This window comes from Dokdonia sp. PRO95, assembly GCF_000355805.1.
Lineage (GTDB): Bacteria > Bacteroidota > Bacteroidia > Flavobacteriales > Flavobacteriaceae > Dokdonia.
The window spans coordinates 2,390,135-2,415,999 of sequence record NZ_CM001837.1 but is presented as its reverse complement, the minus strand read 5'-3'; the positions used below and the strand labels follow the sequence as shown (position 1 = coordinate 2,415,999).

General features: G+C 37.6%; 19 protein-coding genes and 1 tRNA gene. 11 read left to right on the top strand and 9 right to left on the bottom strand.

The annotated features are described in order from the left end of the window. The 3 genes from D017_RS10945 to D017_RS10935 form a co-directional block, all read left to right on the top strand. Positions 1–3,549, top strand: a 3,549-nt coding sequence (locus tag D017_RS10945) for a T9SS C-terminal target domain-containing protein (protein ID WP_035336526.1), incomplete at its 5' end; no start/stop codon positions are given. A 24-nt stretch (positions 3,550–3,573) separates the two neighbouring features. Continuing rightward, positions 3,574–4,494 carry a type IX secretion system membrane protein PorP/SprF gene (locus D017_RS10940; protein ID WP_035336525.1) on the top strand — a complete coding sequence of 307 codons (921 nt, stop codon included), beginning with the start codon at positions 3,574–3,576 and terminating at the stop codon, positions 4,492–4,494. Between the two features lie 12 nt (positions 4,495–4,506). Next, positions 4,507–6,429 (top strand): OmpA family protein, encoded by a 1,923-nt coding sequence (locus D017_RS10935; protein ID WP_035336524.1) that lies wholly within the window; start codon positions 4,507–4,509, stop codon positions 6,427–6,429. A 180-nt stretch (positions 6,430–6,609) separates the two neighbouring features. Here the strand turns inward: D017_RS10935 and D017_RS10930 are convergent, their stop codons facing one another. Further along, positions 6,610–7,500 carry an AraC family transcriptional regulator gene (locus D017_RS10930; protein ID WP_035336523.1) on the bottom strand — a complete coding sequence of 297 codons (891 nt, stop codon included), beginning with the start codon at positions 7,498–7,500 and terminating at the stop codon, positions 6,610–6,612. Positions 7,501–7,672: 172 nt separating this feature from the next. On the opposite strand from D017_RS10930, the gene D017_RS10925 reads away from it, so the two are divergent. From D017_RS10925 to D017_RS10910, 4 genes are all read left to right on the top strand, one after another. Further along, positions 7,673–8,656 carry a zinc-dependent alcohol dehydrogenase family protein gene (locus D017_RS10925; RefSeq protein WP_035336522.1) on the top strand — a complete coding sequence of 328 codons (984 nt, stop codon included), beginning with the start codon at positions 7,673–7,675 and terminating at the stop codon, positions 8,654–8,656. Between the two features lie 197 nt (positions 8,657–8,853). Next, positions 8,854–9,819 carry a 2OG-Fe(II) oxygenase gene (locus tag D017_RS10920; RefSeq protein ID WP_035336521.1) on the top strand — a complete coding sequence of 322 codons (966 nt, stop codon included), beginning with the start codon at positions 8,854–8,856 and terminating at the stop codon, positions 9,817–9,819. Between the two features lie 95 nt (positions 9,820–9,914). Continuing rightward, complete coding sequence (locus tag D017_RS10915; protein WP_035336520.1) at positions 9,915–10,721, top strand: SDR family NAD(P)-dependent oxidoreductase; 807 nt, start codon at positions 9,915–9,917, stop codon at positions 10,719–10,721. 434 nt (positions 10,722–11,155) lie between these two features. Then, complete coding sequence (locus tag D017_RS10910) at positions 11,156–11,722, top strand: hypothetical protein (protein ID WP_035336518.1); 567 nt, start codon at positions 11,156–11,158, stop codon at positions 11,720–11,722. A 239-nt stretch (positions 11,723–11,961) separates the two neighbouring features. Here the strand turns inward: D017_RS10910 and D017_RS14995 are convergent, their stop codons facing one another. The 6 genes from D017_RS14995 to D017_RS10880 all read right to left on the bottom strand — a co-directional run bounded on the left by D017_RS14995 (position 11,962) and on the right by D017_RS10880 (position 21,330). Continuing rightward, positions 11,962–13,311, bottom strand: coding sequence for a RelA/SpoT domain-containing protein (locus D017_RS14995; RefSeq protein ID WP_051583878.1), 1,350 nt, complete (start codon positions 13,309–13,311; stop codon positions 11,962–11,964). Between the two features lie 276 nt (positions 13,312–13,587). Continuing rightward, positions 13,588–14,775, bottom strand: a complete 1,188-nt coding sequence (locus tag D017_RS10900; RefSeq protein WP_035336517.1) for an MBL fold metallo-hydrolase — start codon at positions 14,773–14,775, stop codon at positions 13,588–13,590. Between the two features lie 4 nt (positions 14,776–14,779). After that, positions 14,780–16,522: a restriction endonuclease subunit S gene (locus D017_RS10895; RefSeq protein WP_035336516.1), complete on the bottom strand. Its 1,743-nt coding sequence runs from the start codon at positions 16,520–16,522 to the stop codon at positions 14,780–14,782. Between the two features lie 213 nt (positions 16,523–16,735). Then, entirely contained in the window at positions 16,736–18,166 is a 1,431-nt protein-coding gene (locus D017_RS10890; protein ID WP_035336515.1) for a class I SAM-dependent DNA methyltransferase, read from the bottom strand. A 9-nt stretch (positions 18,167–18,175) separates the two neighbouring features. Continuing rightward, positions 18,176–18,961 (bottom strand): hypothetical protein, encoded by a 786-nt coding sequence (locus D017_RS10885; protein WP_035336514.1) that lies wholly within the window; start codon positions 18,959–18,961, stop codon positions 18,176–18,178. Beyond that, positions 18,961–21,330 (bottom strand): DEAD/DEAH box helicase family protein, encoded by a 2,370-nt coding sequence (locus D017_RS10880; protein WP_035336512.1) that lies wholly within the window; start codon positions 21,328–21,330, stop codon positions 18,961–18,963. The genes D017_RS10885 and D017_RS10880 overlap by 1 nt, the downstream gene beginning before the upstream one ends. 241 nt (positions 21,331–21,571) lie before the next feature. Here D017_RS10880 and D017_RS10875 point away from each other — a divergent pair, with 241 nt between their 5' ends. Beyond that, positions 21,572–21,931 (top strand): hypothetical protein, encoded by a 360-nt coding sequence (locus tag D017_RS10875; protein ID WP_035336511.1) that lies wholly within the window; start codon positions 21,572–21,574, stop codon positions 21,929–21,931. Between the two features lie 584 nt (positions 21,932–22,515). Here D017_RS10875 and D017_RS10870 read toward each other — a convergent pair. Continuing rightward, positions 22,516–22,600: transfer RNA gene (locus tag D017_RS10870), tRNA-Ser, on the bottom strand. A 409-nt stretch (positions 22,601–23,009) separates the two neighbouring features. Between D017_RS10870 and D017_RS10865 the strand changes: the two genes are divergently transcribed. Together D017_RS10865 and D017_RS10860 are read left to right on the top strand one after the other, a co-directional pair. Beyond that, on the top strand, positions 23,010–23,324 hold the full coding sequence (locus tag D017_RS10865; protein ID WP_035336510.1) for a hypothetical protein: 315 nt from the start codon (positions 23,010–23,012) through the stop codon (positions 23,322–23,324). A gap of 60 nt (positions 23,325–23,384) precedes the next feature. Beyond that, positions 23,385–23,798, top strand: coding sequence for a BLUF domain-containing protein (locus D017_RS10860; protein WP_035336509.1), 414 nt, complete (start codon positions 23,385–23,387; stop codon positions 23,796–23,798). A gap of 72 nt (positions 23,799–23,870) precedes the next feature. On the opposite strand, the gene ychF is transcribed toward D017_RS10860, so the two are convergent. Then, a complete protein-coding gene (gene ychF, locus D017_RS10855) occupies positions 23,871–24,965 on the bottom strand; it encodes a redox-regulated ATPase YchF (protein WP_035336508.1) in 1,095 nt (364 codons plus the stop codon). Positions 24,966–25,229: 264 nt separating this feature from the next. Between ychF and D017_RS10850 the strand changes: the two genes are divergently transcribed. Next, entirely contained in the window at positions 25,230–25,742 is a 513-nt protein-coding gene (locus D017_RS10850) for a hypothetical protein (protein ID WP_035336507.1), read from the top strand. Positions 25,743–25,865: the final 123 nt, after the last annotated feature.

The following is a 25,865-nucleotide window of genomic DNA, read 5'->3' as shown; positions in this document are numbered from 1 at the left end:
GTAAACGGAATAACCTACACCGAAGGTGATACAAACCTCACTGATAACGGTGATGATACTTGGTCACTACAAATACCTGATGGAAGCGAACTACCAGATGGAACTTATGATGTAGGCGCTTCGGTGGAAGATACGGTTGGAAATACTGCTTTTGATAATACAATTGATGAATTAACCATTGACTCTATTTCCCCAAGTACTCCAACAGTTACTGGGCAAACCACAAACGACTCTACACCGCTAATTACAGGAACAGCAGATTCTGATGATGAGCTGACTGTAATAGTAAATGGAGTTACTTATTTAGAAACTGGAGCAAATCTTACAGATAACGGTGATGATACTTGGAGCTTACAAATTCCTGATGGTAGCGAACTACCAGATGGAACCTATGATGTCAACGCCTCGGTAGAAGATACGGTTGGAAATACTGCTTCTGATAATACAACCGATGAATTAGTAATTGATGCTACTGCACCTACAACTCCAACAGTAGATCCTCAAACTACAAACGACAGTACACCACTGATTACAGGAACTGCAGATTCTGATAATGAGCTAACTGTAATTGTAAATGGAGTTACTTATCTGGAAACTGGAGCGGATCTTACAGATAACGGTGATGATACTTGGTCACTACAAATACCTGATGGAAGCGAACTACCAGATGGAACTTATGATGTAGACGCTTCGGTGGAAGATATGGTTGGGAATACTGCATCTGATAATACAACAGACGAGTTGATAATTGACGCAGCAGCACCTACTACTCCAACGGTTACTGGACAAGCTACAAATGACAGCACTCCGCTGATTACAGGTACAGCAGATTCTGATGATGAGCTGACGGTAATTGTAAATGGTGTTACTTATTTGGAAACTGGAGCGGATCTTACAGATAACGGAGATGATACGTGGTCTCTACAAATTCCGGATGGAAGCGAACTACCAGATGGAACGTACGATGTAGACGCTTCGGTGGAAGATGCGGTTGGAAATACCGCTTCAGATTCAACAACTGATGAATTAACCATTGACTCTGTTTCCCCAACTACTCCAACAGTTACTCCTCAAACTACAAATGACAGCACTCCGCTGATTACTGGTACGGCAGATTCTGATCATCAGCTGACGGTAATTGTAAATGAAATCACCTACACCGAGGGTGATGGAAACCTCATCGACAATGGTGATGATACTTGGTCTCTACAAATACCTAGTGGAAGTGAAATTCCAGATGGAACCTATGATGTAGATGCTTCTGTGGAAGATACTGTTGGAAACACTGCTTCGGATATTACTACAGATGAATTAACCATTGACGCAACTGCGCCTACCACTCCAACGGTTACTGCGCAAACTACAAATGACTCTACACCGCTAATTACAGGTACGGCAGATTCTGACGATGAGCTAACAGTAATTGTAAATGGAGTAACCTACACCGAAGGTGATGGAAATCTTACAGACAACGGAGATGATACTTGGTCTTTACAAATACCTGACGGAAGCGAACTACCAGACGGAACTTATGATGTTGAGGTTTCTGTCGAAGATACGGTTGGAAATACTGCTTCTGATATTACAACCGACGAATTGATAATCGATACCGATACTCCTACTATTCCAACGGTAATCTCTCAAATAACGACAGATACGACCCCACTTATTGAGGGTACTGCAGATTCGGAAGATGAGCTGACAGTGATTGTAGACAATGCAACGTATGTAGAAAACGATGGACATCTTACCGATCATGGTGATAATACATGGAGCTTGCAAATTCCAGGAGCTAATGACATTGCAGATGGTGTATATGATGTACAAGCCACAACTCAAGATATGACTGGAAACTTGGCATCAGATGTAACTACTAATGAGTTGACGGTTGACACCACTGTTCCTATTACACCTACGGTGACTCCTCAAGAAACTAGTGACACTACACCAATGATTACAGGAACTGCAGATTCTGATGATATGCTTTCCATCATTGTAGATGGAAACAATTACATGGAAAGTGATGGAAACCTTACCGATAATGGTGATGATACTTGGAGCTTACAGATTCCAGATGAAAATGAACTTGGAGATGGCACGTACGATGTGCAAGCCACTGCAGAGGATTTGGTAGGTAATTTGGCATCAGATATGACCGTAGATGAGCTTACCATAGAATCTGGTATCGTAACGACAGATAATGACCAGCAACTTTTTTGCGAAAGCGAAAACCCTACAATTGCAGATATTCAGGTAAATGAGACCACTGTAAATTGGTACTTCAGTGCTTCTGGTGGAACAGTTTTAGCTACCGATACTGCATTGATGGACAACACAATTTACTATGCGGCACTTGTTACAAACGATATAGAGAGTGCAAACAGACTGGCGATTACAGTCACTGTTATTAGTGCGCCTACGCCTACTACTGCAGCTACCACGCAGTCATTTTGTGTAGATGCTCTGGCTACCGTAAGTGATATTGAAGTGAATGAACCAGACGTGATATGGTATAATCAAGCTACTGGCGGCAGTCCATTACCAGCAGATACACTTTTAGTTTCTGGTAATTATTACGGAGCTCTTGTAAATAATGGTTGTGAGAGCAGCACACGTCTAGAGGTGAGTATTACGATAGATGAGATCGCTAGTGCAAGCATTACGAGCAGTACTGACATGACTTGTGTGGGTAACGCAATCACTTACCAGACTGAGTCAGATATGAGTGGTTATTTATGGACCATTTCTTCTGGAGGAACAATCATCACTGGTGGCAATCTTACAGATGATTTTGTGACTGTGATATGGGACGAACTTGGCGAACAATCTGTTGCTGTAAATTATGAGTCTAGTAATAGTTGCATGCCTCTCGCAGAAGCTACGCTAGACGTTGAGGTCGCTTCTTGTTCTGATCTTACTATTCTCAAAACTGTAAATAATGCCTTGCCACAGCTCAACACAGAGGTTGTGTATACCATTGCGGTGACTAATTCAGGTGATACAGACTTTGCAGATGTTGAGATTGAAGACTTATTACCTTCTGGATTGCAATTTGTATCGGCGGTGACAGATAGTGGGGCCTATGATAGTGCGACTGGTGTTTGGCTTATTCCTTCAGTGGTGGCTAATGCAACTGTGGAGTTAGCGATAAGTGCTGTAGTGCTAGAGGATGGAGATTATTTAAATATCGCGACCATCACGCAGTCTAGTCCTATGGATAGTGATCTTACTAACAATGTATCGGAAGTTGATATCACGCCAAGTTGTATTAAAGTGTTTAATGAATTCTCACCCAATGGTGATGGCTTTAATGACACCTTTACCATACGCTGTATTGAATCATATCCAGAAAACAACTTAAAAATTTACAATCGAGCTGGAAACATGGTGTATGAAATGGATGGCTATGCAAATGTGTGGAGAGGAACTTCTACTTCTAATGGTACTGTAAATGAAAACGATGGCCTTCCATCATCCACCTACTATTACATCTTAGACTTAAATGATGGCAGTGAGCCGCTTACGGGATGGGTATACATTGCACTTTAACAATCTAACTTAAAAACAACGACTATGTTTAAAATATATAAGATTTACTTAGTACTTATTATGTGTTGTGTAAGCATACACATGGATGCGCAACAAGCACCTAACTATACACAATACATGTATAATACCATGGCTATAAATCCAGCATATGCAGGATCTTCAGAAGGGTTGAATGTGGTGGGGATATATCGTTCTCAGTGGGCTGGTTTTGATGGCGCACCTGAGACTTATAATCTCAGTGTTGAAACTCCGCTCACGGAGCGCGTAGGGCTAGGAGTCAATGTCACTAAAGACGTAAATGGTCCTGCCGAAAGATTCAACTTTGATGGGAATTTCTCTTATAACATTCAGTTAGATAGAGATCTCAACCTCGCATTTGGAATAAAAGCAGGTGCTCAGTTACTCAATGTAGATTTTTCTAAAGGAGAATTTGTAAACCAAGGCGATCCCCTACTCACAAATAATGTAGATAACAGACTGCTGGCAACGCTAGGAGCTGGTGCCTTTTTGTATAAATACAATTGGTATGTAGGAGTCTCTGTACCTGACTTTTTTAGTGATGAGTATTATGATAATGTGGAGGAAGCTGTCGTGGCAGATGAGCGCCAATCGTACCTCACCGCGGGTTATGTGTTTGGCTTAAGTGATAACATACGCTTTAAACCAGCTGCACTTGTAAATTATGTAAATGGTAGTCCGTTGCGATATAATCTTTCGGCCAATTTTCTTTTTCATGACAAGCTCACCGTAGGTGCTAGTTATCAAGTGGATGCTGCGGTAAGTGCGCTGGCTGGTTTTCAAATTTCTGACAATCTGTTTTTAGGCTATTCATTTGATTATGCTACTACAGAGTTCACAAATTATAATGATGGTACCCATGAAGTTATTTTAAAATTCTCTTTGTTTAAGAAAAAGGGAATGTCATTCTCACCTAGATTCTTTTAATATCAAACCACTATGAAGAAATCACTATATATTTTATTCATGATGTGTGTATGTTCTAGTTATGCACAGAATGATTTAAAAAAAGCAGATGAGCTTTATGACAGACATATGTATGCAGATGCTGCAGTACTTTATGATGAGCACCTCAATGACTCAGAGAAGATAGCGCCTACTACCTGGCAGCATATTGCAGACACGCATTATAACCTTAAGAATTATGAGCGTGCAGAGATTGCATACAAGAACACCTTTGAAGCACTAGGATACACGATGGAACCTGCACACATCTGGCAGTATTTTGATGTACTACGCTTCTTAAAAAAGTATGAAACGGCAGATGATTTTTATGTTGGTTATTTAAAACTATCCAAAAAAGACAAAGAGCTCAATAGATACTATGAAGAAAAGTCTAGGTTTAATGATATCCTAGCAAATGATACGCTCTATCAGATTACAAATCTTGATATTAACTCTAGCTATGCAGATTTTGGCGGATCCTTGTATAAGAATAAACTGGTATTCTCAACGGCGCGCAATGATGAAGAAAATAAAATTTACAAAAGAGATAACACCCCTTACCTATCGCTTTATGAAGCCACCATAGATAGTACTGGTACCTACTCAAATGTTAAGCTTTTTAATGAAGAGCTAGAAACCCAGTATCACGACGCCACGGCTACTTTTTATAATAATGATCAAACGCTGGTCTATGCTTCAAGTGCACAATCTGGATCTCGTAAGATTTATACAAAAAAAAAGAGAAACTTCTTTAAGCTTTACCGCGTGCAGATTAATAAGGACAAATTTGACAAGGAGGAACTTCCCATTAATGGTAATGGCTATTCCATAGGGCAGCCTTTTGTAACTACAAATGGTAGTCAGCTGTATTTTGTGTCAGACATGCCGGGTGGTTATGGCCGTGCAGATATTTATGTGTGTGACATACGAGCAGATGGCTCACTCTCCACACCTCGCAATCTAGGTGATGCGGTAAACACACCATATGATGACTTTTTCCCTTTTGTAAAAAACAAAGTACTCTATTTTGCCTCTAAGGGTCACGTAGGTTTTGGCGGCCTTGATATTTACAAAGCGCAGCTTAGAGACGGCATTTATAGTAATGCCCGCAACCTCGGACTTGGGATCAACAGCAATGCAGACGACTTTGCTTATGTGGCGAGTAACACTAAAAATGAAGGATATTTTAGCTCAAACAGAGAAGGCGGTAAGGGCGACGATGACATTTACTCCTTTGTATATGATCGCGGTGAGTGCTTCCAGACCCTGGAAGGAACCGTTACAGACTCACAAACAGGCGCACCATTACCAGCAGTGACTATCATCGCTTATGATACAAGTAATAAGCAAGTAGCCGAAACACTTACTGACGCGGCAGGAACCTACACCCTACAGATGGGTTGTAATATTAAATACAATATAAAAGCATCAAAAATAGGCTACTCAAAAGATGAGCTGGACTTGAACACAGGCACAGAGCCTAATGGGCTCATTAACTTTGTAGATTTTAAACTGGCTAACCTTTCAGACATTTTTGTTACAGATGGTGAGATAGAAAAGATCAAAATCAACCCTATTAATTTTGAGTCTAACCGTTATGCAATCAACATATTTGCCGCACAACAGCTCCAGCGCATTATTGACATTATGAACGAATATCCTGCGCTTATCATCAAGATAGAATCCCACACAGATCAACGTGGTGGAGCGTCATATAACCAGACCTTATCAGAAAATAGAGCCATTTCTACCCGAGACTATTTGATTAAAAATGGTATTTCGAGTTCGCGCATTGAGAGCGCCAAAGGGTTTGGTGAGTCAAGGCCCATACACATTTGTGATGAGGCAGACGATAGCTGTACAGAGGTGCAGTATTTAGAAAATAGACGTTCAGATTTTATTGTGGTTAGCAGGTAGCAACACCTTGTTCTTTACCCAATAACTGTAAGCCTTCCTAGTTCCCCAGCTATAGTGAAGGCTTATTTTTATGCAAGCTGTTTATAAATGTAAACTAATGGTGTGTGGAGTTTTCACGCTTTCGCGAAAGCGTGCCACTCATACATGAATATTTGATTGGTTATAACAAACGAGCAAGTCTTAAACACTCACACCACAAGAGGCTCTTTTAAGTAGCATATACTCCCCTGCGTTTTTAAAGTCTCTTACAGAAGTACCTGTATAGCGTTTAAATGTTTTTGAGAGGTGACTTACATCTGTAAAGCCTAGCTCATCTGCGATTTCAGTGAGGGTAAAATCTGAGTTGAGAAGACGTATCTCTACTAGTCTAAGTTTGGCTTTCATAATATACTCACGCAAGGACATCCCTACCTGTTTTCTAAAAAACTCACTTACGTAGGTGGCAGACATCATAAATGTTTCTGCAAGTCTATCTACTTTAAGTAACTCACTTTTTGCAATGTTCTCGTTGATGTAGGTGAGCATTTTTGTTGCTCTATCATCACTTGTTGTATTTACAATCTCATAGTGACTCCCCTTTTTTATATTTCTAATAACCACTTCTAAGATACTTACCATAAGACTTGAGATAAGCGATACAGAGACCTCTCGATAGTTTCTAGTCTCTCTTAAAATAATTGCCGTAAGCTGTTTGAGATGCTCCCTATCTGCATCACTTTTAATGATATCGCCAGGCAGCTGGTTATAGTTAGATAAGATGTAGGCGGCTTCTTTAAACCACTCAGACTTATCGAGCGTCATTTTATTAGAGCTTTTAAAAAACGAATTTGTAAACTTTAAAAAGACAAATTTTGTACGCTTCTCTATATTAAAAGAGTGACACTTTAAGGGAGGTAGTAAAAAGATACTATCCTTTTTATAATCGTAGAGGTTGTAATTAATACACTGCGTACCCTCTCCACTTTCTATAAGCACAAGTTCAAAAAAGTTGTTTTTAACTGGGCGTTGTTTCCACTCAGATAACTCCATTTCTTGTATTTCAAAAGGTTTATAAGCTTCTAATACTTGCATAGTAGTATAATTTAGGGACAAATTTAGGGTTTTATAGCGTTAAAATTATCATAACACACTTAATAACCTCTATTTATACCTAATTAACCATTTTATATACAAATAGACTAGCGACCTATCCCACTACCTTTGTATCATCAAAGAAAAACACAAACTATAAAATAAAGCATATATGAAAGCAATGATTATGAACGAATACGGTGAGAATGCCGCATTCACAGCAAGCGAAGTAGCAAAACCAGCAGTAACTCCAGGTCACGTGAGTATCAAGATTGCAGCCTCTAGTGTGAACACGGTAGATACCATGATACGCAAGATGGGATCAGACCTACCACTATCACCAGCAGCACCAGCTATATTAGGAATGGACTTTGCAGGAGTGATAGAAGCGGTAGGTGAAGGTGTACATGACTTTAAAGTAGGCGACGAGGTATACGGTTGTGTAGGTGGCCTTGCCGACTTACAAGGTACGCTAGCCGAATATATCGTGGCAGATAGTAAACTTATTGCTCACAAAGCTGCCAACTTATCTATGACTGAGGCAGCATCACTACCACTTGTGGCAATTACTGCTTATGAAGGATTAATACGCGCAGGGATTAAAAAAGGGCAGAAAGTACTCGTACACGGAGGTTCTGGAGGTGTAGGCCACGTTGCGGTACAACTAGCTATTCACTTTGGGGCAGATGTATATGCTACTTGTGGAGGACCAGAGCAACAAAAGATTATAGAAGGATATGGAGCAACGGCAATTAACTATAAAGAAGAAACGGTTGAATCATATGTAGCAAAATATACAGATGGTGCAGGTTTTAACCTTATTTACGATACCGTAGGTGCAGATAACCTTACAAAGTCTTTTGAGGCAGCAGCACTTAATGCACAAATTGCTACTACAGTATCTATGTGCAACCTAGATCTTACTCCAGCACACTTTAAAGGATTATCACTACACGTTGTGTTTATGCTCATCCCTATGTTACACAACTACAAGCGTGAAGAGCACGGAGCGATTTTAAAAGAGCTAAGCAACATCGCACAAGCCAAAGCACTAGTACCTCTAGTAGACAGCACATTTGCGCTAGAGAATGTAGGTGATGCTTATGCAAGACTAGAGAGTGGTAAAGCAATAGGTAAAGTAGTTGTAACTAACTAAGACCTCATCCATAGGCTTACTACGGAAAGCAATTAAACCTTAAACACCTATAAAATAAGTGTTTAAGGTTTGAAAATACAGAACTTTGCTCTTCATAATAACCAACATTTTAACTACCAAAGCCAACAGCCATTTTTGCGTAGTTCTGTTATAAATTTAAAATATAATAGCAGTAGCTATATGTAAAACATAATATTATGAGTACCATAGAACATACAAATGCACTTGCAGAAGCTCGTGCTTTAGAAGTACCATCACGAGAATTATCATTAAGACGCGATCCATCTGTTTCTCAATTTTGGAACGAAAATCGCAAACTACTAGAAGCTGCTTGGGCAGAATGGGAAATAGAAAACAAAGATGATTTATTAGTTCCTGACGAAACCTTGCTAGACCCACTATTACGTAAAGCCATTAAAGACGCTTGGGAAAACCCAGAAAAAGAATCTGCTGTTGCCGATTTATGGGAAGAAATTATACCTGGTGTTTATGTAGCACAGTTTTTTGATCTAGATCGTTTAGCAGATTTTCGTAACTATCTAGAAGCTGTAGCAAACTCAGGAGTGCCAAAACGTGCACCTTATGGTATACAATTAAACCGATATGGAATGATGTTAGACCCTCGTTCTGAAGGTCATCTGGCAGCACCTAATTTTCAGGCATTTTATAATGATATGATGGACCGTTTTATGCGTCCTATAGCGCGTTTGTTATTAGGAACTTACGGTTATGACAATCAGACTTTTGGTTTTTCAATACAGTACAACCCAGATAAAGACAAGGATTTACACGCACATACCGATGCCTCTGCAGCTACCTTGAATATCAATATCAACTTACCAGATGAAAAGTTTACAGGATCTGAGGTTGATTTTTATGATAAAGCTTCAGGGAAAACGGTGCAAGCTATTTTTGAGCCTGGAAAAGCAATCATCCATAGAGGGAATGTGCCACACGCAACGCATCCCATTACAAGCGGGCAACGTAGTAATTTAGTAGTGTGGTTATATGGAGATCGTATGCAAATACCACGTGGTAGTAAAAGCAGCTACGGAAATATTAGCAACAGCGACACTATTAAAGATGCTGCTTTAGAAAGTGTAACCGCTCGCCAGCGATGGAGTTTACCTGATGGTCCTAAAGATACCATTGCACCTTTTTAAGAAACGTAGGTTAATTATTATCTTAGAAAAAGAATAAAATAAAAAGAACTGGCACTACAACGAGTGCCAGTTTTCATCAACTTAAACATATAGGAATGAGCAAGACCATATTAATCACTGGAAGTACTGACGGCATAGGTAAACTAGCCGCCATACAGCTAGCCAAACAGGGACATACCTTGTACATACACGGTCGTAATGCTACAAAAGTAGCAGAGACCATCGCCACCATAAAAGCCGAAACTAACAATGAACACATAGACGGTTTTGTTGCAGATTTTTCTAGTATGGCAGCAGTGCGTGCTATAGCTAGTGAGGTAAATGAAAAACTCACAACACTAGATGTACTCATAAATAACGCAGGGGTTTTTAAAAGCCGCGAGCTGTTTACAGCAGATGGGCTTGATATGCGTATGGCGGTAAATTATATAGCGCCTTACCTGCTCACCACTTCCCTACTCGATCTTCTTAAAAAAGGCAAGCGCACGCGCGTTATCAACTTGAGCTCTGCAGCACAGTCATCTGTAATAGATAGCGTACTAGCAGGTACTAAAGAAGAGATCCAGCAAGAGACCTACGCACAGAGTAAGCTTGCTTTATTAATGTGGAGCTTTGACCTAGCAATACAAGAGCCAGCACTTACGGTTATCCCTGTAAACCCAGGTTCTTTACTTAATACAAATATGGTTAAAGAAGCCTACGGTCACCACTGGTCACCAGCAGATAAAGGGGCGACTATTTTACAAGACCTCGCTACAAACCCTAGTTATGCGAGTCATAGCGGTGACTATTTTGATAATGACAAAGGAAGCTTTGGCAGGGCGCATACAGATGCCTACAGTGAACAAAAACGCACACACTTAATCACCACAACACAGCAGATTTTAAAAAAAATCTCATAAACCACAAAAAGCTTTACTTATCAGAAAACAGAGCCATCTCTACCCGAGACTATTTGATTAAAAATGGTATCACGAGTTCGCGCATTGAGAGTGCAAAAGGGTTTGGTGAATCTAGGCCCATACACATTTGTGATGAGGCAGACGATAGCTGTACAGAGGTGCAGTATTTAGAAAATAAACATTCAGGTCTTATTGTGGTAAGCAGGTAGCAACACCTTGTATTTGCCCAATAACTGTAAGCCTTCCTAGTTCCCCCAACGCTAGTGAAGGCTTTTTTTTTTGCAAGTCTTTAATAGTTGTAGACTCATGGTGTGTGGAGTTTTTACGCTTTCGCGAAAGCGTACCATAAACACCTCACAAACAGCACCTCATTTGCAAGCTACGGCACTATAAAAGATGGTATATTTAGGGCAGTATTCATCTAACCACGCGCTATGAAATATACCCTATTCCTCCTCACCCTACTCTGCATACTCACGGGATGCACACAGAAAGAAGCGACCTCACAAGAAACCGTCGCAGCCTACTACAAGGCTGTTGCCGAAGGGAATTATAAAGAAATAAGCAGCTTGATAAGCGATAGCATCACCATCACGGCGGGAGATTATGTGATGCCTTTTGATAAAGAGAGTTACTACGAGCACTTTAAATGGGACTCCATATTTAAGCCTTCCTACGAGGTGGTTTCCATAGAAAACGACAGCGCGCAAGTAATCGCAACGGTAGCGGTGAGCTCACTGCGTTTTGAATTTTTAAAGAATAACCCACTCACCTGCAGTCATAATATTTACCTACATGATGGCAAGATCACTAAGCTAGAAGAAATCACCTGCATCGATGTAAACTGGGATGTGTGGCAACAAGAACGCGACTCCCTAGTAGCCTGGACCGCCCGCAATCACCCTGAGCTAGATAATTTTATTAATGACCTGAGTATGAAAGGTGCGATAAAGTATAAGAAAGCGATGGAGTTGTATGTAGGGCGTGGTGCGAAGGATTGATGATATTTGATGCAAAGTAGAAACCTGTGAAGCAATTTATTATAGATTAAAACCACCTTCTTGGTACCATAACAATTACGTTCACAAGTTATTAAGTTGAAAATAAATTAGCTAATTGCCGATACGTAGTTTTATCAAGAAAGTAATTGATTTAAATTTTTATCAATCATTTAAATAAAATAGCGATCCCTTATAACCCACCCTTAAAGGCTTAATCTAGTAAAGTACTCAATAATAATTTATAGAAGTGCCTGTATATCAGATTGATTTTCTACTGAGATTGATTGTTCTTTTAGAATATTTAAAGTTCGTTTTCCATGTTCCTTTAAAAACTTTTCACACTTCCATTTTTTTATAAAACCATTAGGTATGTATAGTTCTAATTCATTTATAAAGTCTTTATGTTCTTGAGTCCTTTTTTTCGCTTTTTCACTTAATGAGCTTTTCAATTTTATCTCTTCTGTTTTACTCAACTTACGTTCTGGAGCTAAAATGATTTTACCATCTTTTTTCATCATAAAGACATTAAATCCTTCAGAAAGTATACCTATAAAAACATTAGTTTGTATCGTTTCATAAGTACAAAATACAGTCTTAAAACGTTTTACATTTTTATCCTCTAATGCCCTAATAGCTAAATTTTTAATAATACTTTCTGCATCGGAAATAAATGTATGATAAGAAAGTATATAGTTTGAATAAGCTAAGGATAATTGATTAAAAGTTGGTTTATTGATTGTGGCTAAAACTATTTCTTTATTGTCATTACTTTTGTAACGTTTGAAATATTCCTCTTCCGCATGAGAGTAAATTTTAAATCCTTTTATTACTGGCACTGTGTTTTTTGATGCTTCAATTAAGAAATATTTATTCTTGCTACTGCTGCTATTCCATTGATCACGAACTTTAGATGAGTTTTTTCTAAACAACTTACTTAGTTTATTAATAAAATTACGTTCCTCTAAAACCTTATAAATTAACTCTGCTTCAGTTGTACTCAATTCTTTATCACTTGACATCAATGAATGGAATTCTGCAAACTCTGGATCACTTTTATAACCTAGTTCTTTAAGTCTTGTTCCGTATAACAAATCTGTAATCTCCACTAAAGTGGACCAATTATGGTGGGTTACTGTTCGTAATTGAATTTCAATGCGTTTTCCAGATGCTTTATCTTTAACATAAATATGAATGCCTCGATAACCAATGGGCTTAGGATCCGAAATATAATCTCTTATTTTTCCTGATAACTCAAACTCTTTTAAAATAAGGTCTAGAGCTTTATAAACTTCTCTATCGCTATCAAATATCACTCTTAAGCCAGCGATGTCGCCCATACGAGATAGTTTCATTCCATTTTCTCTAAAAACTTTATTCACTATCGTACTTATTCGCTTTAATCTAAATGCCACTATTGCACTAGTCCTTACCTGACTTTTAATCATAACTAAACGATTAAAGGTGTCACGCATAGGTTCATAAAATGATGTTCTAAACTCCTGTAAATCCTTTAAATCATCATTATTAAGTTCGCCTTGGTTCACTCTAATGCGCTTCCCTAACCTATTTATTTTCTCGTTTGAAATCATTAAAAATCTTATATTTTTCTAATACTACTTTTATGAATCGACTCTAATAGATTGCTCTACAACATCCTCAATTGTTTTAGCTTTTGTATCATTACAATCACCAAATAAATTATAAATACGGTTTAAATCACTCTGAAAGTTATACACTGTAGAAGCGACAAATAGTTTTATATTATTACATTTGACACTCATTGTATCAAATCTTCAATGCTTTATTTAAATTATTATAATAAAGAACTACATAGTATTCATGTATAAATTGAGTAATTCTTAGTACTAAATATAATAGCGTATATAATAAAACTCATTATTAAAGAGAAGTGAATTTCTAGCATGAGCATTAATATTATTTAATACGTTACGACTAGGATGTTTCGCCCTGCCAAAACCATGATTAATTGCATAATAGGGGATATTAGCGGTATTCAATCGATTCGACATAGGATTCCAATTAGCTGCTGAACCATGATGTGGAACTTGAAAAATTCCAGTTTTTTCCAATTTATTTTGAAAATAATCACAAAAGAAATTAAAATCTATTTTAGTCTTTAAGAACTGATCACCTGTCAAAATTGTTCCTGATTTATCACGATTTAAAAAGTCATAAAAATTTCTACCTCTATAAAGATAAAATCTTTTATTAACCATAGGTCCATGATACAAACATATTGAAGTATAGTTAAGATTTTTATTTATATGAGTTTTATAGAAATCTTGTAGTACACTCCTGTGTTTATCTTCAAACATGTCTACTAAATTTAAACTATGCATTCTCATATAATTCCGAATAGCACTTTCGAAATCACTTAAATCTGTTAATTTCTTAGTTTCTCTATGATAGAATAAAAACTCCCAAATGGAGTTGCCCAATGTGAATCTACTATTATAAGGTAAAAAGCTAACTTCTTCATAATTATCTAGTCTAGGATCATCTTCTAAGGCTCTTTGTTTGAAGTCTGAATCTTCTTGAAATTGGAGCGAATCAAAATCAGTTTGTTTCTCTGAATTAGAATCATTATTTCCCCTATTTAAATTATTATCATTTTTTTTAATTGAATCTGGCTCGATAAATACAATTTGACCTATTTCAGAGCCAAAAGAGCGGAAATAAGCATGGGGATCTCTCAAAAAATCAACAGTATCTTGATCATAGGAATTATCACTTCCTATAAGCGCTAATCTCTTAATCAGTGGCAAATAAGGCAAAATAATAGTTTTGACATACATGCCTTGCATTAACCTTTTTATACCGCTGAAATGATCTTTATGTAAATGAGATATTATAAGTAAATCAATTTTATCAATATCCCTTTTAAAATCATCAATAGCATCGTTGAGATATGTTCCTTTGGTAACTGATCCACAATCATAAACCATCACAAATGGTTTATGATATTTATAACCTATTTCTCCAGTATAAAAACAACCTTGACCTACTTTTTGAAACTGAAATTTACCATTCATAGTTTTATTCTTTGTCCACAACAACCTCTTTTCCACCCTCAAAAACCTCCTTCAAAACACTTTGCATCATCATCTCGCTATGTTGCTGGCTTTGTTGTACTTCTTGCTCTAGCACATCACATAAAGCCATTAAAGCATTGACTTTTTCTACAATGGCTTTTTGTTCTTCTAGTGGTGGAAGTGGGATTGGTAATGTTTCCCATTTACCTTTGTTAATTATTGGAGTTGCCGAACCCGATGCTTTATCTATTACACATTTCTGAAAATAAGGTGATTGGCAGATTACTTTGATATAAACTGATGGAATTAGAACTGGTGATATAGTATTGATTTGCTGATTGCAACTTACGTCAATATCATTGATATTACACTTCCCTATACTTCCTCCGATGCATACCATCATAACTGAATCCTTCGGAATTAATCGACCAACTGAAATTCCTAATTCAGATAAACCTGAAACTGGATATTCCATTGAATGATTTGAAATATCTGCTGGACCTATAAATGGTATAAAATCACCATAATTTTCAGGATTCCTTTTTGGTGGAGTGCTTCCAGTTTGGGTGAAACCTGATTCTCTCAACCTACACCAAACCCAACCTTCAGGTAACTCATAAGGAATTTCATCTTCTGTAATTGGTGGTAAGGCTTTTACTTTTTTTATTTTTTTGTCTGCAATGAGTTGTGCTTTCTCTTCTTGGATGCGTTTTAAGAGATTACTTGCGTGATGCGTTCCTTCGACAAGCTCAGGATGACTGGAGCGCCAGTCTGCTGTGAGTTTTCCTTGTACGGCTAATTGTAAAATAGTTTCTCTTAGCTTTTTAATGTTTGTGGTTTCATTAAAGAAGCTTTTAAAATGGTCTTGTAGGTTAGTCCAATCTTGGTTTGTGTTATTGGCGGTGAGTTGCTGTAATGCAGATGTTACGTAATCTTCTTTTAACCCAATACGTGCTACCGTTAATTGCTCTAATTGCTCTACTTCTTTAAAAAGCGTTTCTACGACTTTTACAATTTCTTTTTGTTCTTCTAGTGGTGGAATAGGTATATAAATTCGACTTAAATGTGTTGAACCAAAATTAGGTTGTATACCTACTAATTGTTCCGACATTTGGTCAACAAAAAAACCAGATGAAATAAAAGTTTTCAAATATTGTGGATACCAATCGTGACCATAGAAACACATTCTTACCATACTCGTGTTAAGCATCACATCATAACCAGGATCTGTGAACCAAGCACTTTTTCCCCAGCTTCCTCCTGAACTAGCAAACAAGAGGTCTCCTTCTTCAACTTTAAAATGCTCATACTTTTGTTCAAATTCCTCTCTTTCAACGTGCAAAGTAGTGTTATCTAAAATTAAATTATCTCCTACGATATTTCTAACATTCAATAATTTAACTCCTGTTTCTCTATATTGCCATTTACGTATACCTGGACCTTCTTGAAAAAAAGCTACATCTGAGAAATTATACCAAGCCCAACTTTTTGGAATAGCATACTTCATATCTTGAATTACCTTGATTTCACTAATTTTTTTTACACGTAATTTTCTTTTTTCAATTAATTGAGCTTTTTCATCTTGAATATCCTCTAATAATTCAGAAGCGTGTAGAATCTGTAAATTTTCTTTTCTCCATTTTTCAGTTAAGTTACCTCTTAATGCGAGGCGAATTATTAAGCCTTTTAATTCTTGCGCGTTTTTAGGACGTAGGGTTAATTCTTTAAAATGTTGTAGTAGTTGCATATGGTTAAGAGGTGGCTTGCTTAGGTTGTTCTTGACATTAAATTGTTCTTGACTCTAAATCGTTCTCGACTGCGCTCGAACTGACATTGTTCTTGACTGTGATTGAAATGTCATTGTTCTTGAAAGTGATTACTTGACTTAGCTCTCGACTGCGCTCGAGCTGACATTCAATTTTTATTTTTTTGCTTTCGCGAAAGCGTACTTACAATGAGTCTATTTTAAAGCTTCTGTTAATACGTCTATGATTTTGTCTTGTATGGAAGAAATCTTAGTTTCTGTAGCTCGATACTTTTCTAAAATAACTTCTGGACTTTCTAAATTATCTGCTTCTTGATGTGGGTTTTTGATATCAAGATTATAACCGCGCTTCTTAATCTCTTCTATAGAAACTTTCCAAGCGTATTCATTTTCTACACGTTTGTTCCACCATTTTTTTTCTACATCAAACTCTTTGATATTTATAGGTTTGGTTTTATTGTAGCTTTTGGCACCTTTTGGGTATTGGTGTTCATAATACCATACTTCTTTAGTAGGCGTACCTTTTTCAAAAAACAACAAGTTGGTTTTAATACCTGTGTATGGGTTAAAAACGCCATTAGGTAAGCGAACTATGGTATGTAGGTTACATTTATCGAGTAGCTCTTCTTTAAGGCGTGTTTTCATCCCTTCCCCAAACAAGGTGCCATCTGGTAATACAATGGCGCAACGCCCTTTATCTTTTAAGAGCTTAATGATGAGGGCAAGAAATAAATCTGCCGTTTCCTTAGTTCTAAACTTTTTTGGGAAGTTGGTTTCTGTACCATCTTCTTCTACTCCACCAAAAGGAGGATTAGAAAGTATGATATCGAGCTTGTCTTTCGCACCCCAATCTGCATAGGGTTTACTGAGTAGGTTATCTCTGCGCACTACCGGCAAGTCAAAACCGTGTAGCATTAAATTTGTGGTACATAGCAAATGCGGTAGTGGTTTCTTTTCTATACCACGTATGGACTGTTGTAGTACGTCTCTATCTTTTGGTGTTTTTACTTGGCTACGTACTGCATCAATAGTACAAGTTAAGAAGCCTCCAGTACCACAAGCTGGATCTAAAACGCTTTCTCCTAACTGTGGGTCTATCATATCTACCATAAACTGCGTCACGGCTCTAGGCGTGTAATACTCACCAGAAGAACCAGCAGATTGTAGGTCTTTTAATATGGTCTCGTAAATATCATTAAATAGATGACGCTCTGTAGTGCTATTGAAATCAATCTCATTGATAACATTTATTACCTGACGGAAGAGCGTTCCATTTTTCATAAAGTTATACGTATCATCAAAAACGGCACGTATAATTTTTGCTTGTGGGCTTATGGTAATGTCTAAGTCTTTTAACGTAGGAAACAGCTCGTTTTCTATAAACTCCATAAGGGCATCACCTGTAAGGCCTTCATCGTCTGCCGCCCAGTTTTGCCATTTTAAGTTTTCTGGAATAGGCGATTGGTAATCATCTATGGTGATTTCCCATTCTTCTTCTTTATCTGCAAAAATCTTCATAAAAAGCATCCACACCATTTGCGAGATGCGTTGTGCATCTCCATCTACTCCTGTGTCCTTACGCATAATATCGCGTATGCCTTTTATGTTTGTTGTTATGTTGCTCATTGTTATTTTTTAGTATTTAAGTTGAGTTATTATTCCATATTTCTGCATTAAAACTGCGGATGAATAATATAACTTTGATAGCGGTGTTTTTGAATATTCTAAAGACAAATTTTGATCAATTTTCTCTGTCTCTTTAACCATATTGAATAGAGTGCTTATTAATTCAACACTTGATGCATATTCATAATTCTCATTAGAACCTTCTTTTAAAATATTTTCGGTAAAAAAAAACTTTTTAAGATCTGAACACATATATCCTTTTGGATCAGTAGAATTGAAAACAATGTAGTGTTGATCACCATCGTTGATATTAAAATGAGGTGGATTGAAACCTGCCTGATTAAATTGATTACAATTAATAATTGCTGTATTCTCTATTATTTTTTGATTCCAAAATAAGTCATAAAACTCCTTATTAGTAGAAAATTTAGGGGCGCAATAGTAAGTTTTGAATCTAGGATGGCATTTAGCAATATCTCTTAACCTGTCAAACTGCGGAATATTACCATGATTGTAGACTTTAAAACGATAGTAAGGAAGTAAATCCTTAGATATACCACTTTTGATTTCTCTCTTACCTCTTTTGGTTCTTAAAAGCTCACTCCTTTTGAATTGATAAAATTCTAAGTTTGATAAACCTTTAATTATAAAATCAGATCCTGTTAATGGTTCCATTGAAGTCGTTGGCAATGTGAATGGTGGTTTACGTCCAGGATATTTCACTCTATATTGATGAAAATATTCACCTAAGAATCCCATTACGAATTGTGTTTCAGAAAATTCACTTTTAGCCATTATGCTATATTATATATTTCGTTTTCTAAATCTTTAATAGCTTGGTCAAAGTCTTTCTTTTTTCCAAAAGCTCTCACTAACTCTACCGCCGAGCCTATTTGGTTAAGTGGTTGTACTTTAAGAATAGAACCTTGTTCTATAGATACAATTCCTTCTTGCTCATACTTGTCAAGTAAGCTATTCAACACCTTTTGTGCGGTCTCGCTATATTTTGTGAAGTAGTTACGCTTGCGCACATTGTCTGCTCGTTCTTGTCTAGTTAATGCAGGTTGATCAAATGCGATGTGGCAAATTAAGTCAAAATCGTCTAAATCTCGCCCTACATCTTCACGTAAAGCTTCCAATAACACACCATGTTCTGCGAGTTCTTTTATTAGTTCCTCTTTCTTTTCTGCATTATTCCATCGCTGGATAAAATCATCAAGTGAGGCAAACTCTTCGGTTATATTTTTTTTAGAATAATCTTTTAGAGATTCTGTGATTAGTTTTCCGTCTTTACCATAATACTGTACTCGCTCATTTACTACAGAAACAGGAATCTGATTTACAAAATACTTACGTATAACTTCTCCTTCCTCATCAATATTCACATTAGGTTGTGTAGGTTGAAAACCACCTAAACTTTCTGGTTGGCTTATATCTTGTGGAGTTTGTTCTTCTTCATCTGGTGGGACAACCGGTTCACCTGGCTTTGGCTCATAAATCTGAACAGGGTCACCATCAAAATCTGGTCTTGCAAAAATATTAGTTGCCTTTCTAAAATCCATTATCGTAAAATAGACTTTTCCCTCTGCTTCTCTAATACGTGTTCCCCTACCTATGATTTGTTTAAATTCTGTTACAGAATTGATATTAGATTCTAGAACAATAAACTTTACCATTTTGGTATCAATACCAGTCGTCAACATTTTTGAGGTGGTAGCAATTACAGGAAAGGTTTCCTCTACATCTGTAAAATTGTCTAGCTCTTGCTTACCTACCTCATCATCTCCAGTGATTTTCACACAGTAATTCCAGTTTTTTGCAACGAGGTCTGCATTTTCATTAATAAGCGCTTGACGCATTCTATTAGCATGATCTATGTCTACACAAAAGACAATCGTTTTTGCATATCGATCTGTTGCTTTAAGGTATTCTGTGATTTTTTTTGCAACCAATGCTGTACGCTCATCGATAGCTAATGTTCTATCGTAATCTTTTAAATTATAAATACGGTCTTCTACTTCGTTACCGTACTTATCGAGTAAACCAGCTGTAGGTCTCCAGCCTTCGTCAACATTAGTGGTAATACGCACTACTTTATATGGAGCTAAGAAACCATCATCTATTCCTTGTTTTAGAGAATACGTATACACAGGTTCTCCAAAATATTCCATATTAGAAACATCTTTAGTTTCTTTAGGAGTAGCCGTTAAACCTACTTGAGTTGCTGCTGTAAAATAATCCAACACATCTCTCCAAGCAGAAGCTTCAGAAGCAGAGCCTCTATGACACTCGTCAATCACTATTAAATCAAAAAAATCTGGACTGAATTCTTTATATGCATTTTTATCTTCGTCGTTACTAGTAAGCCCTTGATAAAGCGCAAAATAAATCTGATATGATTTATCAATTTTCCGATTCTTGATAATGTGCATGATATCATTACCAAATGGTGAAAAATCACCATTTTTAGTTTGTGTTAATAACGCATTTCTATCGGCTAAAAAAAGGATACGCTTTTTAACGCCTGTTTTCCAAAGGCGCCATATAATATTAAAAGCTGTGTAGGTTTTACCAGTTCCTGTAGCCATCACTAAGATTATCCTATCTTGGCCTTTTGCAACCGCTTCTATAGTTCTGTTAACTGCATTTTGTTGGTAATATCTAGGTGACATACCGCTATCGTCTGCATAATAATCTTTCTCAACAATTTCTTGCGCTTGTGGTGTGTCTAGACTTTGGTGTTTTAAATACTTAATCCATAGAACTTCTGGAGAAGGGAAATCATCCAATGAGATTTCTTGTTCTAAAGATCCTGAGGTATCTGTTTTATCATGAAAAACAAAAGAATCTCCATTTGAAGTAAATACAAAGGGAATTTGTAGTATTTCTGAATACTCCAAAGCTTGCTGCATTCCATGACCAACTGCTTTCTTGTTGTCTTTTGCTTCAATAATCGCAATAGGAATGTTAGACTTGTAATAAAGGATATAATCTGCTCTTTTACTTTTTCCTCGAGTGTACATTTTACCTTGTACAATGATTCTACCATCCGTAAAAGAAACTTCTTCTCTTACTTGCGTACGCATATTCCACCCTGCATTTTGAAGAGCGGGATTGATGAATTTAGTACAAATATCCCGTTCAGTAAGGTTCTTTTTATTCATTGATGATTGATGATGAGTTTGATAATTCAAGATACATATTTTGTAAGAAGATTATTATAAACTGTGTAAGAAAAACAACTTAAATAGGCTTTAACCAGAAACTTACTAGATGGAACTCAAAAACAAACTCTAACCCAGCACAAAACCACCCTAATTTACACTCAATTCATACATTTAATAAGTATTATCTTCCAAGAACAGAATTATAACTACTTTTCACCATCAAACCCAACACTCACCTATGACCATAGAAGACCTAGCAGGCACATACACCATCACAGGAAGCAACCAAAGTGCAAATGCAGCTGGTTATGAGGGCGAACTCACACTAGCGCTAGATGAGCATAAAAGAATTGTTGCTAATTGGCTAATAAGTGGTGATCAGCGCCAACAAGGAACTGGTTTCTTTAAGAATAATATTCTGGTGATTAATTTTAATTATAAGGGCGATGACGAGACCATCTACAAAGGTGTCGTCGTCTATCAATGCATCACCAAAGATCTACTAGAAGGCTTCTGGTCAGAAAAACACGGCAATCCGCTATACCTAGGTGAAGAACGCTGCTATAGAAAAGGGGTGAATAAGGAGATGCTTAATTAGGGGGTAGCTCGTAGTCGGTAGGCGGTAGTTAGTAGGCGGTAGTTGGTAGGTGGTAGTCGGTAGCTTGTAGGCGGTAGCTTGTAGGCGATAGGCGGTTGTAGCATAGCTTAAGTAACGTATTCTATATTCGAATATGGAATAAGAAAGGGATTACCTGCGGTGATCCCAGAAGGGAATCCTGGGCAAGCATGAGAGCTTCAACGAGCGGTGCTCGTTAGGTTTTTTGTTTTCTACCCCTACTTACAAGCGGAAATTAGAAATAAATAATTGGCGAAAATTAGAAGGGGATTACCTGCGGTGATCCCAGAAGAGGAATCCTGGGCAAGCATGAAACCTACAACGAGCTCTGCTCGTTAGGTTTTTTGTTTTCTACCCCTACTTTCAAGCGGAAATTAGAAATAAATAATTGGCGAAAATTAGAAGGGGATTACCTGCGGTGATCCCAGAAGGGAATCCTGGGCAAGCATGAGAGCTTCAACGAGCGGTGCTCGTTAGGTTTTTTGTTTTCTACCCCTACTTTCAAGCGGAGCTTGACGTATGGTTATAAAACAAAAAACCCGCAACAACGTTGCGGGTTTCTTTTGCGGAGAATGAGGGATTCGAACCCCCGGAGGTGTGACCCTCAACAGTTTTCAAGACTGCCGCATTCGACCACTCTGCCAATTCTCCTAGAGTGCCTCATCAAGCTATCTGCTTGATTGCGGGTGCAAATATACAGTGCTTTTTCCTTTACAACAACACTTTTTTGTAGTTTTTTTAAATCAACCACATAACTCCCACTACCCGAGCACTTTTAGCACTAAAAAAAATATAAACACACCTTTCCTCAACACCTAACATCCTTACCCAACCAAAAAAAACCTTCCCCGCAAGGGAAAGAAAAAATGAAGTCTCTCTTCGAAGAGAGATTTAGAGAGATGTTTCACAACAGTAGGCAACAACAGTGAGGAAACAACACGACAGCCTTCCCTGCCTTGGGCGGAAGACCAACCACCACTTCCCCGCAAGGGAAAGAAAAAATGAAGTCTCTCTTCGAAGAGAGATTTAGAGAGATGTTTCACAACAGTAGGCAACAACAGTGAGAAAACAACAAGAAAACCTTCCCTGCCAAGGGAAGAAAACCAACCACCACTTCCCCGCAAGGGGAAAAAAAACGAAGTCTCTCTTCGAAGAGAGATTTAGAGAGATGTTTCACAACAGTAAGCAACAACAGAAAAGAAAAAACACCACAGCCCAACACAACTTCCCCGCAAGGAAAAAAAAAATGAAGTCTCTCTTTGAAGAGAGATTTAGAGAGATGTCCCACAACAATGAGCACACAACAGTAAGAAACAACAGTAAGAAACCCACCCCCAAAATTCTGTTCATCAAAATTCCAATAACGCCCCTCTAGTTTTAAAAAGCGTTAAACATTTATCATAATCTTTTTATATTTGCCGGAAGATCCCTAGTTATGAAATCTGTGTACACCATCTGTTACTTTAGTAAAGCCTCTGAGGATCTATCTGAAGAAGAAATTCAAGAAATCTTTGATCATACTAATGAGCGCAATAATGAGCGTGGTGTGCGTGGTATACTACTACACTCTTTTGGTAACTTCTTCCAAGTACTAGAAGGTGACGAAGCGTATCTCACCAACTTATACACTACTAAAATCAAACATGATACGCGTCACCATAGCGTGTTTGAGGTAATTAATAAGGAAAGTCCTAAATCACTTTTTGAAGAATATAACTCACGTTTTCAAACTATTGAAAATAGAGAGCAGCTAGATGAGATCAAAGCGTATCTAAAAGTACACTCGATACAATCTACTACCTCAGATAAGCTATCACGCCTTTTACGATCTTTTATTATACTTGATTAACCATCAAATAACCGTCATAAAAAAAGCCTCACTGTGAAAACAGTGAGGCTTTTTACTTAGTGATGCTTGTACTTATACGTTAAATAAGAAATGCATTACATCTCCATCCTTAACGATATATTCTTTTCCTTGTACAGCTAGCTTTCCAGCCTCGCGTACTTTTGACTCACTACCATAAGTAATAAAATCTTCATATTGTATTACCTCTGCGCGTATAAAGCCTTTCTCAAAGTCTGTGTGGATTACTCCTGCCGCCTGTGGTCCAGTTGCTCCTATATTAATTGTCCATGCACGTACTTCCTTTACACCTGCTGTAAAGTATGTTTGCTGGTTTAATAACTTGTAGGCTCCACGTATTAACACAGCGCTTCCTGGTTCTTCAAGACCTATATCTGCAAGAAACATCTGGCGCTCCTCATAATCATCTAGCTCTGTAATATCTGCCTCTGTACCTACAGCAAGTACTACTACCTCTGCGTTTTCTTCTTTTACAGCCTCGCGTACCTTAGTTACATACTCATTACCATTTACAGCAGCGCCTTCATCTACATTACACACGTACATTACTGGCTTGTCTGTGATAAATTGTAATGGTTTTACATACTCATCTCTGGCATCATCATCTATCTCAATAGCTCGTACAGACACACCTGCTTCTAGTCCTGCTTTTATTTTTAAAAGCACTGCCTCTTCTGCTTGCGCCTCCTTGTTACCTGTGCGCGATGCTCTTTTTACTTTTTCAAGCTTCTTATCTGTAGTCTCAAGATCTTTAAGTTGTAGCTCGATATCGATGGTTTCTTTATCGCGTATAGGGTCTACACTTCCATCTACGTGTACAATATTATCGTTATCAAAACAACGTAGTACGTGTATGATAGCATCTGTCTCACGTATATTTCCTAGAAATTGATTTCCTAGTCCTTCTCCTTTACTTGCTCCTTTTACAAGACCTGCGATATCTACAATCTCTACCGTAGCAGGGATTACACGCTCAGGCTTTACAAGCTCTTCAAGTTTTGACAGACGTTCATCTGGTACATTTACCACACCTACGTTAGGCTCTATAGTACAAAACGGGTAGTTTGCACTTTGCGCTTTGGCATTAGACAGACAGTTAAAAAGGGTTGACTTCCCTACGTTAGGTAATCCTACGATTCCAGCTTTCATAAAATAATGTGTATTAATAGTACGCTTTCGCGAAAGCGGAAAAAATACCTTTCCACTCTTTTTTCAGGATGCAAAGATAATTCTTATTTATAGATCTACCGACTGCCAGACCAAGCTTATATAAACAACCGAAAGTTGTGATATTTTAAGAGAAAGAGGAGGTTGCTACACAAACTTTGGCAAAGACTTAGCAAAGCATTACCATACCCTTAAGCCTCATAGAGGGATTACATGGTACCTTTGTACAGAACCAAAACAAACAACATGAAGAAGTTAATATATACGGTATGTGCAGCACTTTTTACAATCACTGCAGCACAAGCACAAGAAACGATAGAAGAAACGACAACGACAAGAACGACGGTAAAGTCTTCACTAGGTAATGAGACTTTGTACAAAACAGAAAAGGTATCTACCGTAACGCCTACACAACTGGATCCTACAGAAAAAGGACAATTAAACCAAACGCTACAACGAGGAAATACTGTTGTAAAACGTGAGGTTACGTATACTTACAATGATTCTGAGTTTAATCTTAAAGAATCTGAAGATGGATATACGATTATGAGAACTCGTGATAATGACACCTCTGAGTATGGAACTATGCGCCAACTTGCAAAAGGTGACGTATACTTGCTCAAAACTGCAAACGGAATTTCTGTAAGCTACTTTGATGAGGATGGAAATATGGTGTCTGAGGAGTATAACAATGATGATGACTCTGTAAAGACTGTGACTTATAAAATCAAAAAAACGCCAACTTCTACTCAGTTTTAAGAAGTAACGCATGATATTACAGCCATAGACAACTTTGGTTGGTTAGATTCCCGAGAGCGCGAGCCTCGGGTTTCTTTTTGTTAGGCTTTCGCCAAAATTTGAACACTTTACCCTCAATCCATA

Coding starts and splice junctions, on each gene's coding strand:
- D017_RS10925 (WP_035336522.1), top strand. CDS start 7,673: ATGAAAGCAATGATTATGAACGAATACGGTGAGAATGCCGCATTCACA.
- D017_RS10850 (WP_035336507.1), top strand. CDS start 25,230: ATGAAGAAGTTAATATATACGGTATGTGCAGCACTTTTTACAATCACT.
- D017_RS10935 (WP_035336524.1), top strand. CDS start 4,507: ATGAAGAAATCACTATATATTTTATTCATGATGTGTGTATGTTCTAGT.
- D017_RS10915 (WP_035336520.1), top strand. CDS start 9,915: ATGAGCAAGACCATATTAATCACTGGAAGTACTGACGGCATAGGTAAA.
- D017_RS10910 (WP_035336518.1), top strand. CDS start 11,156: ATGAAATATACCCTATTCCTCCTCACCCTACTCTGCATACTCACGGGA.
- D017_RS10930 (WP_035336523.1), bottom strand. CDS start 7,500: ATGCAAGTATTAGAAGCTTATAAACCTTTTGAAATACAAGAAATGGAG.
- D017_RS10860 (WP_035336509.1), top strand. CDS start 23,385: ATGAAATCTGTGTACACCATCTGTTACTTTAGTAAAGCCTCTGAGGAT.
- D017_RS10940 (WP_035336525.1), top strand. CDS start 3,574: ATGTTTAAAATATATAAGATTTACTTAGTACTTATTATGTGTTGTGTA.
- ychF (WP_035336508.1), bottom strand. CDS start 24,965: ATGAAAGCTGGAATCGTAGGATTACCTAACGTAGGGAAGTCAACCCTT.
- D017_RS10890 (WP_035336515.1), bottom strand. CDS start 18,166: ATGAGCAACATAACAACAAACATAAAAGGCATACGCGATATTATGCGT.
- D017_RS10920 (WP_035336521.1), top strand. CDS start 8,854: ATGAGTACCATAGAACATACAAATGCACTTGCAGAAGCTCGTGCTTTA.
- D017_RS10895 (WP_035336516.1), bottom strand. CDS start 16,522: ATGCAACTACTACAACATTTTAAAGAATTAACCCTACGTCCTAAAAAC.
- D017_RS10880 (WP_035336512.1), bottom strand. CDS start 21,330: ATGAATAAAAAGAACCTTACTGAACGGGATATTTGTACTAAATTCATC.
- D017_RS10875 (WP_035336511.1), top strand. CDS start 21,572: ATGACCATAGAAGACCTAGCAGGCACATACACCATCACAGGAAGCAAC.
- D017_RS14995 (WP_051583878.1), bottom strand. CDS start 13,311: ATGATTTCAAACGAGAAAATAAATAGGTTAGGGAAGCGCATTAGAGTG.
- D017_RS10885 (WP_035336514.1), bottom strand. CDS start 18,961: ATGGCTAAAAGTGAATTTTCTGAAACACAATTCGTAATGGGATTCTTA.
- D017_RS10900 (WP_035336517.1), bottom strand. CDS start 14,775: ATGAATGGTAAATTTCAGTTTCAAAAAGTAGGTCAAGGTTGTTTTTAT.